Origin of the sequence: Rhizorhabdus histidinilytica (assembly GCF_900167915.1) — a bacterium.
GTDB lineage: Bacteria > Pseudomonadota > Alphaproteobacteria > Sphingomonadales > Sphingomonadaceae > Rhizorhabdus > Rhizorhabdus histidinilytica.
The window spans coordinates 17,676-33,679 of record NZ_FUYM01000008.1; the positions used below are offsets into that span (position 1 = coordinate 17,676).

Sequence of the window (16,004 nt, forward strand, 5' to 3'; positions counted from 1 at the left end):
GGAGGCATATCATGAAGAGCGCGGTCATCGTCTTTCCCGGCTCCAATTGCGATCGCGACCTTGCCGTCGCGATCCGCGACGTCACGGGCAAGGCGCCGGACATGCTCTGGCACCAGGAAACGGCGCTGCCCGACGGCATCGGCCTGATCGCGGTGCCCGGCGGCTTCTCCTATGGCGACTATCTGCGTTCGGGCGCGATGGCGGCGCGGTCGCCGATCATGCGCGCGATCGTCGAGGCCGCCGGCCGTGGCGTTCCGGTGCTCGGCATCTGCAACGGCTTCCAGATCCTGACCGAGGCCGGGCTGCTGCCCGGCGCGCTGATGCGCAACGAAGGGCTGGACTTCGTCTGCCGTGAGGTCGCGCTGACCGTCGAGAACAGCCAGTCGACCTTCACCGCGCGCTACGACAAGGGCGAGAAGGTCCATTTCCCGGTCGCGCACCATGACGGCAATTTCACCGCCGACCGCGAGACGCTCGACCGGATCGAAGGCGAGGGCCGGGTTGCCTTCCGCTATGCCGAGGCGGTCAACGGATCGGCACGCGGCATCGCGGGCATCCTCAACGATGCGGGCAACGTGCTGGGCATGATGCCGCACCCCGAGCGGGTGATCGAGGCCGCGCACGGCAATGACGACGGCCGTCGCCTGTTCGAAGGCCTGCTGGAGACGGTGGCGTGACCGCGCCGCACGGCGCCGGCTGTCTCTGCGGCGCGGTGCGCTTCACCATCGACGCCGAGCCGATGGCGGCGCGCACCTGCTGGTGCCGGTTGTGCCAGTATCTCGGCGGCGGCACCGCGACGGCGAACATCTGCTTCCCGGCCGACAAGGTGAGCTGGACCGGCGAGATCCGCTATCACGAGACCGTCGCCGACAGCGGCAATGCGATGCGGCGCGGCTTCTGCCCCACCTGTGGCACGCCGCTGACCAGCGAAGCGCTGAGCCGACCGCACTTGATCTTCCTGCGGATCGGCACACTCGACGATCCCAACCTGATGGGTCCGCAGGCGACGATCTGGACCTCGCAGGCGCCCGACTGGGCCTGCATCTCGACCGAGATACCCAGCCTCGAAAGCCAGCCTCCGCCTGTCGCCTGATGCAGGCCACCGGCCTTTTCATCTTCATTGCGGCGGCGCTGTGCGAGATCGGCGGCTGCTTCGCCTTCTGGGCCTGGCTGCGGCTCGGCAGGTCGCCCTTCTGGGCGGCCGGCGGCATCGGGCTGCTGATCCTGTTCGCCTGGCTCCTCACCCGTGTCGACAGCGCCGCAGCAGGTCGCGCCTTCGCAGCTTATGGCGGCATCTACATCTGCGCGTCGCTCGGCTGGATGTGGGCAGTCGAGGGCGGCCGGCCCGACCGCTGGGACCTGATCGGCGCGCTGCTGTCCGTCGCGGGAAGCGCGATCATCCTGCTCGGACCGCGCACGGCCTGATCGCCTATACCCGTGTTCTGAACGGGGTGAAGTCGGTGCCCTCGTCGAAGACGTCGATGCCCTCGCGCTTCTTGAGGAAGTTGACCACGACATAGGTGGCCGGGGTCAGGATAACCTCCCAGCTCACCTTGAGGACCCACTGGGTGACGAGCACCTTGAACACCAGGTTGCTCGTCCATCCTTCCGCGCCGAGGAAGGCGAGCGGATAGAAGATCAGGCTGTCCACCCCCTGCCCAGCGACGGTCGATCCGATCGTGCGGGTCCACAGATGCTTGCCGCCGGTCCACAGCTTCATCTTGGCGAGGACGTAGCTGTTGACGAACTCGCCCGCCCAGAAGGCGGTGATCGAGGCGATGACGATGCGCGGTACCTGCCCAAACACCTGTTCATAGGCCGCTTGCCCGGTCCAGTTCTTGTCGGGCGGCAGCGCCACGACGACGAGGCTCATCACCACCATGAACAGCAGCGCCGCCGTACCCGCCCAGATGCAGCGGCGGGCACGGCCATAGCCGTAGACCTCGGTCATGATGTCGCCGATCACATAGCCGACCGGGAAGAACAGGATGCCCGCGCCGAACGGCCATGGACCGATACCGGGGATATGGACCACCGCCACCTTGCCCGCACCCAGCACGTTGGACAGCAGCAGGATGGTGACGAACGCCGCCATGACGAAATCGAAATAGCGGAAATGCCGGCCCCGGATGGCTTCGGCGTCGGAGGCGACAGGCGCGGCGCTGCTATCGTTCATAAGGTCACACTAACGTCGTTCCATCCGAGCGCAATCCACGCTATCTGCCGGCCCGACGCGCGCCCGTAGCTCAGTTGGATAGAGCACGAGCCTTCTAAGCTTGGGGTCGCAGGTTCGAATCCTGCCGGGCGCGCCATAGCCACCGGGAGCACGAAATCCGGCGTTTCCGCTTGCGACCATTCCCGAACAAAAGAGAGAACTCAGCCGGGATGGGCATGGTCAATCTCCGGCATCCCGCCGCCGGGCGATGGTCGCGGCGGCGGGATATATCCGGTCATTCCGCCTTATCGGCGGCGAACTGGAGCCCGGCAGTGCCGCCGGTCTCGATGAACAGGTTCATGAAGGCGGGCACTGTCTCGGCACGCTTCCAGTCGCGTTGCAGTTCGCAGAACAATTGTGGCACAGAGATCATCTTGCCACCGGCCTGCTCGATCCGGCGCAACGCTGCCTCGTGCGCGACGACCGACGTGCCGCCGACGGCATCGACGGGCACATAGACCTCATAGCCTTCGGCGAGCGCGTCGAGCGCCGGGAAGGTCAGGCACGCCTCGGTCCACAGCGCGGTCATGATAAGCTTCTTGCGGCCGGTCTCCTCCACCGCCTTTTTAAACTCGACATCTTCCCACGAGTTGATCGTCGTGCGATCGTAGGTCGGATAGCCTTCAAGCGCCTTGCGCACCTGGGGCACGGGTGGCCTATTGAGTCCGGTCTCGACGTTCACCGTCGAGTGGATCACCGGCAGCCCGTAAGCCACCGCCGCCTTCGCACAGCCGACGATGTTGTTGACCAGGAGCTGGCGGTCCATCGAGGCGATCGAGTTCACCTGGACAGGCTGATAGTCGATGATGATGAAGGCTGCGTTCTGCGGAGTGAGCAGATGATCGGCCTTGGGATCGCGGATCGGTTCGCTGGACATGGATCATTCCTTCCTTGCTTTTCAGGCGCTCGCCGTGGCGCCGCGCGGGTGCAGGCCTGGCGGTGAGGGACGGAAGCGAGCAATGCCGCCCCAATTGCATGAAGATGGACCGACCGCATGAGGCGGCGGGGCCATCCGTTCAGGCAGCGATCCTGGCGAACCGGCCGCTGTTATAGTCGTCGATGGCCTGGCGGATCTCCGCCTCGTTGTTCATCACGAACGGGCCGTGGCCGACGATCGGTTCGTCGATCGGCTCGCCGGTCAGGACCAGCAGCTTCGCATCGCCATCGGCATGGACGCTGACGTCGCTGCCTTTGCGGTCGAGCAGGATCATCTCCGCCTCGCCCGCGCCCTGCGCGCCGTTGACGGTGACATGGCCGGTCAGCACGACCACCATGGCGGTATGACCTTCGGGCAGGTCGAGTGTGACATCGGCGTCGCGGCTGAGGGCCACGTCCCAGACGTTGATCGGCGTGAACGTCCGCGCCGGTCCCGTTACACCGCCGAACTGGCCGGCGATGATCCGGGCCTTGCCGGCGCCTTCGGGCAGATCGACCGAGGGGATGTCGACGGCGCCGATGCCTTGGTAGCCGGTCGGGGCCATCTTGTCCTTGGCCGGCAGGTTGACCCAGAGCTGGATCATGCGGAACGGCCCGCCGGTCTTCGCAAATGCCGGTGAATGATATTCCTCATGGATGATCCCGCCAGCCGCCGTCATCCACTGCACGTCGCCCGGGCCAATGACGCCGCCATTGCCGGAGGAATCCCGATGCTCGACCTCGCCGTCATATACGATGGTGACGGTCTCGAAGCCGCGATGCGGGTGCTGGCCGACGCCGCGTCGATCCGTGGTCGGCTCGAAATAATGCGGCCCCGCATAGTCGAGCAGCAGAAACGGGCTGACGTGTGCGCCCAGCGAATTGTAGGAAAAGAGCGAACGAACGGGGAAGCCGTCGCCCACCCAATGGCCGCGATTGTTGCCGTAACGCCCGAGGATTTGTTTGGTCATGGTTTGTCTCCGGCGCGAGGCGCTCCTTGGCTTCCTCGCTATTGCGCCGAAAATAGATCTGCGACGTCGGGGCCGGAAGATTGTAAATCCCGTCGCTGCGTCCTAAAAATAGGACGATGCAGGACCTCAACGACCTTTATTACTTCGTCCAGACGGTCGATCACGGCGGCTTCGCGGCCGCCGGACGCGCGCTCGGCATTCAGAAATCCAAACTCAGCCGCCGCATCCTGCTGCTGGAGGAGCGCCTGGGCGTGCGCTTGCTCAACCGCTCTTCGCGCCATTTCTCCGTCACCGAGATTGGCCGCGAGTTCCATGATCGCTGTGTCGCCATGCTGGTCGAGGCCGAGGCCGCCGAACAGGTGATCGCGCAGGTCCGCGCCGAACCGCGCGGCGTCATCCGGGTAAGCTGCCCGGTTGCGCTCGCCAACTTCCAGTTCGGCGCGCTGATCGCCCGGTTCATGCTCGAGAACCCCGCCGTCGAGGTGCATCTGGAAAGCACCAACCGACGCGTCGACGTGATCACCGAGGGCTTCGATATTGCGATCCGTGTTCGCTTCCCGCCCCTGGAGCCGACCGATCTCGTCATGCGCCGCCTTGATGAAAGCACGCAGTGTCTGGTCGCTAGCCCGACGCTGGTTACGGCAGCGCTGTCATCGCCAGGCGATCTTGCCGGGCTGCCCAGCCTCGATCTCGCTCCCCCGCATCGCGAGCATTGTTGGCGGCTCGATCATGACGACGGTCAAGAGGCGGTCATTCCACACCGGCCGCGTCTCGTTACCGATGACATGGCGGCATTGCGCGAAGCAGCGATGGCTGGGGTGGGTGTCGTTCAGCTTCCTACGATGATGATCTGGGGAGACATAGAGGCCGGACGGCTTGTCCATGTGCTGCCGGCCTGGCGGCCTCGTGCCGGCATTGTCCATGCGGTGTTTCCTTCGCGGCGAGGCCTGCTGCCCTCCATTCGTGCGCTGCTCGACTTTCTGGGCCGCGAATGCGCGATGCAGCGCCACGCCGTCGGAAACATACCATCATGGCGTTCCGCTTGACTCGCGAAGAGTTGAAAATGGGGGCACCGGCACCTCAAAGAGCGATTATCGACCAGTTCTCATCTTCATCATCTGGGCGCGCCACTTCGGTTCGAAATCCCGAACACCTGACTGGCACCGCCATTCGATCATTCGTGAAGTTGCGGCCCCGGTTCCGCCCAAAAAAAGCGCTTGCCCCGAACAGGGTCGCCACACATTCTGGTTGGACAGTCGTAACGAATTGCGAGGGGATGCCCGTGACGATCCGCCATCTGAGCATCATCGCCGCCTGCGGACCGCTCCTGTTGTCCTCTATCGCGTCAGCGCAGGCGCCGCGCGACCTGGGTGACCTGGTCGGTGCCCGCGCGGCCGGCGGCGAGACGCAGCTAGAAGAACGGGGCTATGTCCATATCAAGACCCAGAAGGGCGACGATCGGGCGTGGAGCTACTGGTGGCAGCCGAAGCACCGCGCCTGCGTGTCGGTGGCCGTTTTCGACGGGCGGTTCGATGCCATCACGACGACGCCGGCGGCCGACTGCAACCAGGGCAGCGCGAAGGCGGACGGGAAAGACGGCTCCGGCGCGGCGGCGGCAGCGGCCATCGGCGTTGCCCTCGTCGGGGTGGCGGCGCTCGCGCACAGCTCGCACAATCACGACAATGGGAAGCATCTCGACGACGAGGCCGCGGATTCGCAATTCGAGCGCGGCTATCGCGACGGCCTCTATGCGCAATCCTACCATAATTACGATCGGGCCGATGCCTATTCGGACGGCTATTCCAAGGGCGTCGCCCAGCGCGGCAACGAAACCCGGCATCGCGACGGCCATGCCGACGATGCCGGCGGCTATCGCGCCTCGGTCAACGTCAACGACCTCGTCACCCAGCGGGCGGCGAGCGCAGACGTCGAGCTCCAGAAGCGCGGCTTCCGGACCGTGAACGCCTATCAGGCCGGCGATTCCGCCTATACGATCCGGTCGAACGAGCGAACCGGCCAGTGCGTGCAGGTTGCCGTCAAGGACGGGCGCATCCGCTACATCGCCGCGATCAAGCCATCGGCCTGCCGCTGACGCCTGGCGCGAGGCGGAAGACGTGGATTTCCTGCGCCTTTTCCAGTCGATCGAGGAACTGCTCTATGAAGTGATGAGCTGGCTGATCTTCTATCCGCGCACGCTGTGGCGGTCGGTCCGGCATCCGATGGAGATGCTGCTTTATTCCGAAAGGGAATTGAGGGACCCCGCCGAGGACCAGTTCACGGACATGCTCAGCCCGCCGCTGTTCCTGCTGCTCACCATATTGCTGTCGCACCTGATCGAGATCGGTTCGCATAGCAGCTTGCCCAAGGCCACCAGTCCGATCGGCCAGCAGTTCATGACGTCGGACCAGAACCTCCTGCTGTTGCGCTTCGTCCTCTTCTCCATCTATCCGCTGATGTTCGCGGCGCGCCGGCTGAAGGCGCAGGGCCTGCCGCTCGACCGCGAGACCCTCCGCCAACCCTTTTTCGCGCAATGCTACATCGCCGGCCCTGCCGCCCTCATCCTAGGCATCGCCGCGATCCTCGTGCGCGCGCAGCACCCGGCGGTCGTCCTGAGCGGCTTCGCGGTCGCCCTGCTCGGCGTCGCCTGGTATCTGCGCATCGAAACCATCTGGTTGCGCCGCCACAGCCATATGACGCGGTCCGCCGCCATTCGTTCGGTGCTGGGCACCTGGCTGGCCGCGGCGATCTTCAACGGCATCGCCAGCATCCTGATCGTTGGGGCACCATGACGCGCGACATTTCCTCCTCCCGCCGCTGGGGCATCCGACTGGGCGCGATCCTCTGGTTCGTGGCCGGGCTCGGCTTCCTCCTCGCGCTGCCGATCCTCGTCCAGGCGACGGGCTGGGCGCTGCCGGTGGTCGCGCTGCTGGCCGCACTGATCGCGTTGCCGCTGGCCTGGCTCTTCCGGAAGCTGCTCCGACCGCGCCGGACCTTGCTACAAAGCTGGATCGGGTGGGCGGTGGCGCTGTTCTTCGTCCTGTCGATCCTGCTCGCCGCGCCGATCTACTATCTCGCCGCCGTCACGCAGATGCGTCCCGCCCTGGTGCCACAGGTCACGCTCACCAACGGCCACAAGACGATCGTCTTCCAAGGTATGCAGCATGTCGGGATCGAGCGCTTCTACAAGTCGGTGGTCTACGACCTCGAAGATGCACTCTCGCGGGGCTATGTCCTCTATTATGAGGGCGTCCGGCCCGCGACGCCCGAAGCCGACGCCTGGCTCGACCGGACGGTGACCGGCGGCCGCGATCTCAGCGAGACCTATCGCGCGCTGGGCGACCTGTGCGGCCTCCAGTTCCAGAACGATTATTTCCAGCTTCTCGGCCGCGATGCGCAGGTCCATCCCGCCTCGCACATCGTCGCGGACGTCAGCACATTCGACCTGAAGCGGGAATATGACCGGCTGATGGCGACCGATCCGGGCTTCTCCAAGGCGATGGCCGCAAGGTCGAAGAGCGACGCGGCCTCGCCCGACCGGATGGAAGCCGCGATCCGTTTCCTCCGGCAGGGAACGGAGGGGCAGCGCGCCATTGCCGGCATCCTGTGCCGCGGCTTCATGACGCTGTCGCTGACGCGGGCTAACGGTCCGCCCTCGGGCGATCCGCTCGACCGGGTGCTGATCGACTTCCGCAACCGCCAACTCGCGGCCCGGCTGATCGCCGAGCCCAGGCCGCGCGTCTACCTCACCTATGGCGCGATGCATCTGCCCGGCCTGTTCGCGCTGCTGCGCAAGAACAACCCGCAATGGCATGTGGCGTCGGTCAAATGGATGCGGACGATCGATGCGCCCGAGGATCATGACGGGCAGATGCCCACCCTCCCCGCCGCCGGCCGATAGGGCCGGCGTCCGAAGGGACCGCGCCGAGCCGCGCGCAGCCCCTTCGGCGACGATCAGATCACGCCGAGCGAGCGCATCGCCTCGGCGACGCGGACGAAACCGGCGATGTTGGCGCCAAGCACGTAATCGCCGGGCGCCGCATATTCCTCGGCCGTCTCGGCGCAATTGTCGTGGATGTTGCGCATGATCTGCGCGAGCCGCTCCTCGGTCTGCTCGAACGACCAGCTGTCGCGCGAGGCGTTCTGCTGCATCTCCAGCGCGGAGGTGGCGACGCCGCCGGCATTGGCAGCCTTGCCCGGCGCGAACGGCACGCCGGCGCGCTGGAACAGGTCCACGGCCTCCGGGGTCGACGGCATGTTGGCGCCCTCACCCACCGCGATCACACCGTTCCTGATCAGGGTGTTCGCATCCTTGGCGGTCAGTTCATTCTGGGTCGCGCAGGGCAGCGCGATGTCGCACGGGACGTCCCAGATCGAGCCGTTCTCGATATAATGCGCCCTGGCGCCCGCAGCGCGTGCATATTCGGACAGCCGCTCACGGCGTACTTCCTTGATCTCCTTGAGCAGATCGAGGTCGATGCCATCCTCGTCGAGGACATAGCCGTTCGAATCGGAGCAGGCGACGACCTTGCCGCCGAACTGGCGCACCTTCTCGATAGCGTAGATCGCGACATTGCCCGAACCCGACACGACGACGCGCTTGCCGTCGAACGCTTGGTCCTTCGTGGCCAGCATTCGCTGCACGAAATAGACGAGGCCGTAGCCGGTCGCCTCGGTCCGCGCGCGGGAGCCGCCATAGACCAGGCCCTTGCCGGTCAGCACGCCTGCCTCATAGCGGTTGTTGAGCCGCTTGAACTGGCCGAACATGTAGCCGATCTCGCGCCCGCCGACGCCGATGTCGCCCGCCGGCACGTCGGTATATTCGCCCAGGTGGCGCTGAAGCTCGGTCATGAACGCCTGGCAGAAGCGCATCACCTCCCCGTCGGAGCGGCCGCGCGGGTTGAAATCCGAACCGCCCTTGCCGCCGCCGATCGGCATGCCGGTCAGCGCATTCTTGAAGATCTGCTCGAAGCCCAGGAACTTGACGATGCCGAGGTTCACGGAGGGATGGAAGCGGATGCCGCCCTTATAGGGGCCGAGCGCCGAGTTGAACTGTACGCGAAAGCCGCGGTTGATCTGGACCTGACCCGAATCGTCGACCCACGGCACGCGGAAAATGATCTGCCGCTCGGGTTCGCAGATGCGCTCGATCAGCGCCTGTTCGGCATAATCGGGATGCTTGGCGACCACGCGGCCCAGGCTTTCCAGCACTTCGCGCACAGCCTGGTGGAATTCGGCTTCTCCGGCGTTTCGACGCAATACTTCATCAAGAACGGGCTGCAACTTCTCATCAATATTGCTCAACAACACCTCCATGGAGCACGTTTCGCACATGCCTTTGGAGCAATCGTTGCATGTTTCGCAACCCGTCAGTCGTCATGCGGGCGGTTTCAAGGCGGTGGCGGGGCGAACGGATCAGCCGTTGATCATTCGCCGGATGGCCCAGGCGACGAGGCCGAGCACGGCGACGCTCGCCGCCCAGATGCCGACGAACCAGGCGAGCCGCCGCCAGAGCGGGCCGGGTTCAGTGGTAGCCGGCTTCATCGACCTTGCCGCGGAACACCCAATAGGCCCAGCTGGTGTAGCCAAGAATGATCGGCACCAGCACCACGGCTCCCACCAGCATGAAGAGCTGGCTCCGCTCGGGCGCTGCCGCCTCCCAGATCGTCACCCGGCCCGGAACCACGTCGGGATAGATCGAAATGGCGAGCCCCAGCATCGACAGGCCGAACAGGCCGAGGGTCAGCAGGAAGGGCATGCCGTCGCGCCGTCCCCCGATCGACCGCCACAGCAGCAGCGCGCCGACGGCGACGAGCAGCGGCACCGGAATCGTCACGAACAGGCCCGGATAGCCGAACCAGCGCTCATGATATTTACCTTCCAGGAAGGGCGTATAGGCACTCACAGCGGCGATCGCGACGAGCAGCGCCAGGCATAGAGGTCGGGCGAAGCGGCGCGCGTCGGCCTGAAGCGCACCCTCGGTCTTCCAGATCAGCCAGCCTGCGCCGAGCAGTGCATAGCCGATCGCGAGGCTCACCCCGGTCAGCAGCGAGAAAGGCGTCAGCCAGTCCCACCAACCGCCGGCATAGGCCCGCCCGCCGACCTCGATGCCCTGCAGCAGCGCGCCGAGGGTGATGCCCTGCGCCAGCGTCGCGACCAGTGATCCGCCGCAGAAGGCCGCATCCCAAAAGGCACGATGCCCGGGATCGCGCCAGCGGAATTCGAAGGCGACGCCGCGGAAGACGAGGCCGAGCAGCATCGCCGTCAGGGGGGCGTAGAGCGCCGGCAGGATGATCGCATAAGCGAGCGGAAAGGCCGCCATCAGCCCTCCCCCGCCCAGCACCAGCCAGGTCTCGTTGCCATCCCAGACCGGGGCGATGCTGTTCATCGCCATGTCGCGTTCGCCACCGACCCGAAAGCCGGGGAAGAGGATGCCGATGCCCAGGTCGAAGCCGTCCATCACGACATAGGCGGCCACCGCGAAGGCGATGATCGCCGCCCAGGCGAGGGTGAGGTCGAAGCCGATCATGGTCTTTCTCCTTCGACGGCCGGCGCGGGGGTGATGCCGGCGCTGCGGATCGGCCCCGCGGCCGGCTCGGCGCTCTCACCGCGCTGGGGCGGCTTCGCCATCAGCTTGAGGATGTACCAGACGCCCACCCCGAACACGGCGAAATAGACGATGATGAAGGCGAGCAGCGACGCGCCTACCGCCGGCGCCGCCAGTGGCGAGGCGGCATCGACGGTGCGCAGCAACCCATAGACGACATAGGGCTGGCGGCCGACCTCGGTCGTGACCCAGCCCGCGATCACCGCTACGAAGCCGGCCGGGCCAAGCAGGATGGCGAGGCGGTGGAGCAGCGGCCAGTCATAGAGCCGCCCCCGGACCCGCGCGACCAGGCTGAGCAGGCCGAGAGCGAAGATCGCAAAACCGATCCCGACCATGATCCGAAACGACCAGAAGACGATACCAACCGGCGGATGCTCGTCCGCGGGCACGGTGTCGAGCCCGGCGAGCGGCGCGTCGGGATCGTGCTTGAGGATCAGCGAGGACATCTTGGGAAGCTCGACCGCCATATCGACCCGCTGCTCCGCGCTGTTCGGAATGCCGAACAGGATCAGCGGCGCACCGTGCGGATGGCTTTGATAATGGCCTTCCATCGCCATCACCTTGGCCGGCTGATGCTCAAGCGTGTTGAGCCCGTGCATGTCGCCGGCCAGGATCTGGATCGGCGCCACCAGCGCCGCCATCCACATCGCCATCGAGAACATCGTTCGCGCGCCGCGATTGGCGCTGTCGCGCAGGAGATGCCAGGCACCGACGCCGCCGACCACCAACGCCGTCGTCAGATAGGCGGCGATGACGGTGTGGACGAGGCGATAGGGGAAGCTAGGGTTGAAGATGATCGCCGCCCAGCTCGGCCCCGGCACGAACTGTCCGTTCGCCGCGATCTCGTAGCCGACCGGGGTCTGCATCCAGCTGTTCGCCGACAATATCCAGAAGGCCGATATGAAGGTGCCGATCGCGACCGCGCAGGTCGCGGCGAAGTGCAGCCCCTTCCCCACCTTGTTGATCCCGAACAGCATGACGCCGAGGAACCCCGCCTCCAGAAAGAAGGCGGTCAGCACCTCATAGGCCATCAGCGGACCGATCACCGCCCCCGCCTTGTCGCTGAACACCGACCAGTTCGTACCGAACTGGTAAGACATGACGATCCCCGACACGACCCCCATGGCGAAGGCGATCGCGAAGATCTTCAGCCAGTAGCGGTAGAGATTGGCGTAGATCGCGTTGCCCGTCTTCAGCCACAGCGCCTCCAGCACCATCAGATAGCTGGCCAGCCCGATCGAGAAGGACGGAAAGATGAAATGGAAACTGACGGTGAAGGCGAACTGGATGCGCGCCAGCACCACGGGATCGAAGGCGTCCAGCATCGGTGCGATGCTCCCCTCTAGGCCGAGGCGGACCGGCAACGGAACGCCCCCGAGTCGAAGCGGTCCGGCGGTTTCCGGCCGCGGCGCGGCTATACCAGCATTTTGCCGCAGTGCAGGAAAAAACGTGTCGATTCGTATATTTCCCAATGTGGCGCGCCATCGCGATTGCGCCTGTCGCCGCCCCGACCTAAGCCCCGCCCATGGTCACCGAAACCTCCCTGTCGCTCTTCCCGCTGGCGGGCGTGCCGCTGATCGAAGGCGGCGTCGATCTCGCCGCGGTCGTGACTTCCGCGCTGGAAACGAGCGGCCGGTCGCTCGTCGACGGCGACATCGTCGTCCTCGCCCAGAAGATCGTCTCCAAGGCGGAGGGGCGGCTGGTCGAGCTGGCCGGCGTCACCGCCTCGGCCCAGGCGATCGACATCGCCCGGCAGGTCGACAAGGACCCGCGCCTCGTCGAGCTGATCCTGTCCGAGGCGCAGGAGGTGATGCGCGTTCGCAAGGGCGTGCTGATCGTCCGCCACCGGCTGGGCCTTGTCCTCGCCAATGCCGGGATAGACCAGTCGAACATCGACCATGACGGCCAGCCCCGCGCCCTGCTCCTCCCCGTCGATCCCGACGCCAGCGCCCGCACACTGCGCGCCGCCCTCGCAGAGCGCTGCGGCGTCGATGTCGCGGTGCTGATCATCGACAGCCTCGGCCGTGCCTGGCGCACCGGCACCACCGGCACCGCGATCGGCGTCGCCGGCATGCCCGCGCTGCTCGACCTGCGCGGGCGCGAGGACCTGCACGGCCGGCGGCTGGAGACCAGCGAGCTCGGCCTCGCCGACGAGGTCGCCGCCGCCGCCTCGCTCGTCATGGGCCAGGCCGACGAGGGCCGCCCGATCGTCATCGTGCGCGGGGTCGAGCATGATCGCCGCGACGGCAGCGCCGCCGACCTGATCCGTCCGCGCCACATGGACCTGTTCGCATGATCCTGGCGCTGGCCGGTGGCGTCGGAGGGGCGCGGCTCGCGCGTGGGCTGGCGGCGATCCTGCCGCCCGATGATCTGACGATCGCGGTCAACACCGGCGACGATTTCGAGCATCTCGGCCTGCTCGTCTGCCCCGACATCGATACGGTCTGCTACACGCTGGCGGGGATCAACAACGCCGCCCAGGGCTGGGGACTGGCGGGCGAGAGCTGGGCGTTCATGGATGCGCTCGGCAAGCTCGGCGGCGAAAGCTGGTTCAACCTCGGCGACCGCGACCTCGCCACCCATGTGCTGCGCACCGGCATGATCGGGCGGCTTGCGCTGTCGGAGATCACCGCCCTGCTCGCCGGACGGATGGGCATCGCCCACCGCATCGTGCCGATGAGCGACGATCGGGTCCGGACGATGATCGACACCGACGAGGGCGAACTGCCCTTCCAGCATTATTTCGTCCGCCGCCGCGCGGAGCCTCGCTTCCGGGCGATCAGCTTCGACGGGATCGAGACGGCCCGACCCTCGACCGGCCTGCTCGACGCGATCGCCGATCCGGCGCTGGAAGCGGTGATCCTCTGCCCGTCCAACCCGGTGCTCAGCATCACGCCCATCCTCGCCTTGCCCGGCGTCCGGACGGCGCTGGCGGCGCGGGGCGTCCCGATCGTCGCCGTGTCGCCCTTCATCGGCGGCCAGGCAGTGAAGGGGCCCGCCGCCAAGATCATGGGCGAGATCGGCCTCGCCACCACCCCCCCGGGGCTCGCGGCCTATTATGACGGGCTGCTCGACGGCATCGTCATCGATCACGTCGATGCGGCGGCCGACGCCGGGAATACCGCCCTGCACGTCACCGCCACGCTGATGCGCGACCTCGACGACCAGCGCCGCCTCGCCGCCGAGACGATCGCCTTCGCGCAGCGCCTGCGCTGAGATGGACGGCCATCTTCTCTTGGCTGTCCGGCCGCCCGAGGAAGGCAAGAGTCGGCTCGCCACGACAATCGATGCTGACCAGAGATCGGCACTCAATTACAATATGTTCCGGCATGTCCTGAAGATCGGAAGGGAGCTTTTTCCTCCCGAAAGGATCATCCTGGTCAGCCGGTCGGCCGCGCTGCGCGGGGAGGTGGCGGCGCTTGGTGGCCATGCGCTGGAGGAGAGTGGCGACGATCTCAACGCGGCGCTCGAACAGGGTGCGCGTTTCGCCATCGGGCGCGACGCCGGATCGCTGCTGTCGCTGAGCAGCGACCTGCCCGCGCTGACCATGGACGACGTGCGAGCGTTGCTCGACGCGCCGGCGCCGATCGCGATCGCCACCGATCGGCTGCGGACCGGCACCAACGCGCTCCGGATGCGCCCGGCCGGGGCGATACCGTTCCGCTATGGGATGGACAGCCTTACCGCGCATCTCGCCGCGGCGGCGGCGGCGAAGCTGGAGGCGGTGGTCGTCGAACGGCCAGGCCTGGCGGATGACATCGATACGCCCGCCGACCTGGCCGCTTGGCACCGTCGCTGACCTATTTCTCGAAATTGTCGGCGACGAAGCGGTCGAGCAGGCGCACGCCGTAACCGGTCGCACCCTTGTCCCATGTCGCGCCGGGCTTCGAGGCCCAGACCATCCCGGCGATGTCGAGATGCGCCCAGCGGACGCCGTCATCGACGAAGCGCTTGAGGAACTGCGCGGCGGTGATCGAGCCGCCCTCGCGCGGGCCGACATTCTTCATGTCGGCGATCGGCGAATCGATCAGCTTGTCGAAGGCGTCGCCGAGCGGCATCCGCCACAGCTTGTCGCCCACTGCGCTGCCGGCGGCGGAAAGCTGGTCGGCCAGCGAGTCGTCGTTGGCGAACATCCCGCCATATTCGTGGCCGAGCGAGATGATCATCGCGCCGGTCAGGGTGGCGAGGTCGACGATCGTCTTCGGATTGCGGGTCTTCTGCACCCAGGTCAGAGCGTCGCAGAGGACGAGCCGCCCTTCGGCATCGGTGTTGATCACCTCGATCGTCTGGCCCGACATGGAGGTCACGACGTCGCCGGGGCGCTGGGCATTGCCGTCGGGCATATTCTCCACCAGGCCGCAGACGCCGATGACGTGCGCCTTCGCCTTGCGCAGCGCCAGCGCCTTCATCGCTCCCGCGACGGCGCCCGCGCCGCCCATGTCCCACTTCATGTCCTCCATGCCGGCCGGCGGCTTGAGGGAGATGCCGCCGGTGTCGAAGGTCACGCCCTTGCCGACGAAGGCGACCGGCGGCTCGGCGCCGCCGGTGCCGTCCCAGGTCATGACCAGCAACTGGGGCTGGCGCACCGAGCCCTGTGCGACGCCCAGCAGCGCACCCATGCCAAGCTTTGCCATCGCGTCGCGGTCGAGGACCTCGATCTTGACGCCGAGGTCGGCGAGCGTGCGGCAGCGTTCGACGAAGCTCTCCGGATAGACGATGTTCGCGGGCTCGGCGACCAGCGTGCGGGCGAACATCACGCCTTCGGCGACCGCCTCGCGGTCTTTCCAGGCGTCTGCCGCGCCAGTGCCGCCGCCGACGATGACGATCTCCTCCAGCGACGGGCGCTGCTTGGCGTCGAGCTTGGTGCGATAGGCGTCGTGGCGCCAGGCGCGCAGCACCGCGCCGAAGGCAAGCGCGGCTGCCGCATCGGCCGGCTTGTCGCCCGCGACCGCCGAGAGGTCGACCACCAGCGCGGTCTCGCCCGAGGTCAGCAGCTTGGCCACCAGCGCCGCGCCGGCCCGCTCGAAATCATTCTTCGACCCGACGCCGACGAGCAGCAGGCGGCGATGCGCCGCATCGGTCTCGCCGAAGAACTCGACGACCGCACCGCTCTCGCCGTCGAACCGGTTGGCCTGGGCCGCGGCGCGCGCCAGCGGCTGGACCGCTTCGGGCAGCGCGGCGAGGCCGGCGCCGCCGATCGTGGCGGGCGCGACCGCGATCGCAAGGGCGTGAGGCCGGGCCGGCCGACTGTCGACAAAGCTGATGCGCATCGGGGAAAGCTTCCTTTTTTGTGTTGCCC

At 66.7% G+C, this 16,004-nt stretch carries 18 protein-coding genes and 1 tRNA gene; 11 read left to right on the forward strand and 8 right to left on the reverse strand.

The annotated features are described in order from the left end of the window. The first annotated feature begins 11 nt into the window (after positions 1-11). The 3 genes from purQ to B5X82_RS17110 are packed head-to-tail and all read left to right on the forward strand — an operon-like array spanning position 12 to position 1,425. Positions 12-677 (forward strand): phosphoribosylformylglycinamidine synthase subunit PurQ, encoded by a 666-nt coding sequence (gene purQ, locus B5X82_RS17100; RefSeq protein ID WP_011951273.1) that lies wholly within the window; start codon positions 12-14, stop codon positions 675-677. Continuing rightward, complete coding sequence (locus B5X82_RS17105; RefSeq protein ID WP_079649398.1) at positions 674-1,093, forward strand: GFA family protein; 420 nt, start codon at positions 674-676, stop codon at positions 1,091-1,093. Before purQ ends, B5X82_RS17105 begins: the two co-directional genes overlap by 4 nt. Continuing rightward, entirely contained in the window at positions 1,093-1,425 is a 333-nt protein-coding gene (locus B5X82_RS17110; protein ID WP_079649399.1) for a YnfA family protein, read from the forward strand. The genes B5X82_RS17105 and B5X82_RS17110 overlap by 1 nt, the downstream gene beginning before the upstream one ends. A gap of 4 nt (positions 1,426-1,429) precedes the next feature. Here the strand turns inward: B5X82_RS17110 and B5X82_RS17115 are convergent, their stop codons facing one another. Beyond that, complete coding sequence (locus tag B5X82_RS17115; RefSeq protein WP_079649400.1) at positions 1,430-2,176, reverse strand: queuosine precursor transporter; 747 nt, start codon at positions 2,174-2,176, stop codon at positions 1,430-1,432. 59 nt (positions 2,177-2,235) lie between these two features. Between B5X82_RS17115 and B5X82_RS17120 the strand changes: the two genes are divergently transcribed. After that, positions 2,236-2,312, forward strand: a tRNA-Arg gene (locus tag B5X82_RS17120). Positions 2,313-2,450: 138 nt separating this feature from the next. Here B5X82_RS17120 and B5X82_RS17125 read toward each other — a convergent pair. Next, on the reverse strand, positions 2,451-3,092 hold the full coding sequence (locus B5X82_RS17125; protein WP_079649401.1) for a hydrolase: 642 nt from the start codon (positions 3,090-3,092) through the stop codon (positions 2,451-2,453). 139 nt (positions 3,093-3,231) lie between these two features. Next, complete coding sequence (locus B5X82_RS17130) at positions 3,232-4,101, reverse strand: pirin family protein (RefSeq protein ID WP_079649402.1); 870 nt, start codon at positions 4,099-4,101, stop codon at positions 3,232-3,234. A gap of 116 nt (positions 4,102-4,217) precedes the next feature. Here B5X82_RS17130 and B5X82_RS17135 point away from each other — a divergent pair, with 116 nt between their 5' ends. The 4 genes from B5X82_RS17135 (at position 4,218) to B5X82_RS17150 (ending at position 7,999) form a co-directional block, all read left to right on the forward strand. Continuing rightward, positions 4,218-5,147 (forward strand): LysR substrate-binding domain-containing protein, encoded by a 930-nt coding sequence (locus B5X82_RS17135; RefSeq protein WP_079649403.1) that lies wholly within the window; start codon positions 4,218-4,220, stop codon positions 5,145-5,147. Positions 5,148-5,377: 230 nt separating this feature from the next. Next, positions 5,378-6,193, forward strand: a complete 816-nt coding sequence (locus B5X82_RS17140) for a hypothetical protein (protein ID WP_235862714.1) — start codon at positions 5,378-5,380, stop codon at positions 6,191-6,193. Between the two features lie 22 nt (positions 6,194-6,215). After that, positions 6,216-6,890: a hypothetical protein gene (locus B5X82_RS17145; protein WP_079649404.1), complete on the forward strand. Its 675-nt coding sequence runs from the start codon at positions 6,216-6,218 to the stop codon at positions 6,888-6,890. After that, positions 6,887-7,999, forward strand: a complete 1,113-nt coding sequence (locus B5X82_RS17150) for a hypothetical protein (RefSeq protein ID WP_079649405.1) — start codon at positions 6,887-6,889, stop codon at positions 7,997-7,999. The genes B5X82_RS17145 and B5X82_RS17150 overlap by 4 nt, the downstream gene beginning before the upstream one ends. Positions 8,000-8,052: 53 nt before the next feature. On the opposite strand, the gene gdhA is transcribed toward B5X82_RS17150, so the two are convergent. The 4 genes from gdhA to B5X82_RS17170 all read right to left on the reverse strand — a co-directional run bounded on the left by gdhA (position 8,053) and on the right by B5X82_RS17170 (position 12,030). Then, positions 8,053-9,402, reverse strand: a complete 1,350-nt coding sequence (gene gdhA, locus B5X82_RS17155; RefSeq protein ID WP_079649588.1) for an NADP-specific glutamate dehydrogenase — start codon at positions 9,400-9,402, stop codon at positions 8,053-8,055. A gap of 111 nt (positions 9,403-9,513) precedes the next feature. Continuing rightward, a complete protein-coding gene (locus B5X82_RS17160) occupies positions 9,514-9,642 on the reverse strand; it encodes a DUF2474 domain-containing protein (RefSeq protein ID WP_079649406.1) in 129 nt (42 codons plus the stop codon). Next, positions 9,623-10,627: a cytochrome d ubiquinol oxidase subunit II gene (gene cydB / locus B5X82_RS17165; RefSeq protein WP_079649407.1), complete on the reverse strand. Its 1,005-nt coding sequence runs from the start codon at positions 10,625-10,627 to the stop codon at positions 9,623-9,625. The genes B5X82_RS17160 and cydB overlap by 20 nt, the downstream gene beginning before the upstream one ends. Continuing rightward, on the reverse strand, positions 10,624-12,030 hold the full coding sequence (locus B5X82_RS17170) for a cytochrome ubiquinol oxidase subunit I (protein ID WP_079649408.1): 1,407 nt from the start codon (positions 12,028-12,030) through the stop codon (positions 10,624-10,626). Before B5X82_RS17170 ends, cydB begins: the two co-directional genes overlap by 4 nt. 200 nt (positions 12,031-12,230) lie before the next feature. Here B5X82_RS17170 and cofE point away from each other — a divergent pair, with 200 nt between their 5' ends. The 3 genes from cofE to cofC are packed head-to-tail and all read left to right on the forward strand — an operon-like array spanning position 12,231 to position 14,504. After that, entirely contained in the window at positions 12,231-13,001 is a 771-nt protein-coding gene (cofE, locus tag B5X82_RS17175; RefSeq protein WP_079649409.1) for a coenzyme F420-0:L-glutamate ligase, read from the forward strand. After that, positions 12,998-13,921, forward strand: coding sequence for a 2-phospho-L-lactate transferase (cofD, locus tag B5X82_RS17180; protein ID WP_079649410.1), 924 nt, complete (start codon positions 12,998-13,000; stop codon positions 13,919-13,921). Before cofE ends, cofD begins: the two co-directional genes overlap by 4 nt. Position 13,922: 1 nt before the next feature. Beyond that, a complete protein-coding gene (gene cofC, locus B5X82_RS17185; protein ID WP_079649411.1) occupies positions 13,923-14,504 on the forward strand; it encodes a 2-phospho-L-lactate guanylyltransferase in 582 nt (193 codons plus the stop codon). A 1-nt stretch (position 14,505) separates the two neighbouring features. Here cofC and B5X82_RS17190 read toward each other — a convergent pair whose 3' ends face one another. Beyond that, positions 14,506-15,975, reverse strand: coding sequence for a leucyl aminopeptidase (locus tag B5X82_RS17190; protein WP_079649412.1), 1,470 nt, complete (start codon positions 15,973-15,975; stop codon positions 14,506-14,508). Positions 15,976-16,004 lie beyond the last annotated feature (29 nt).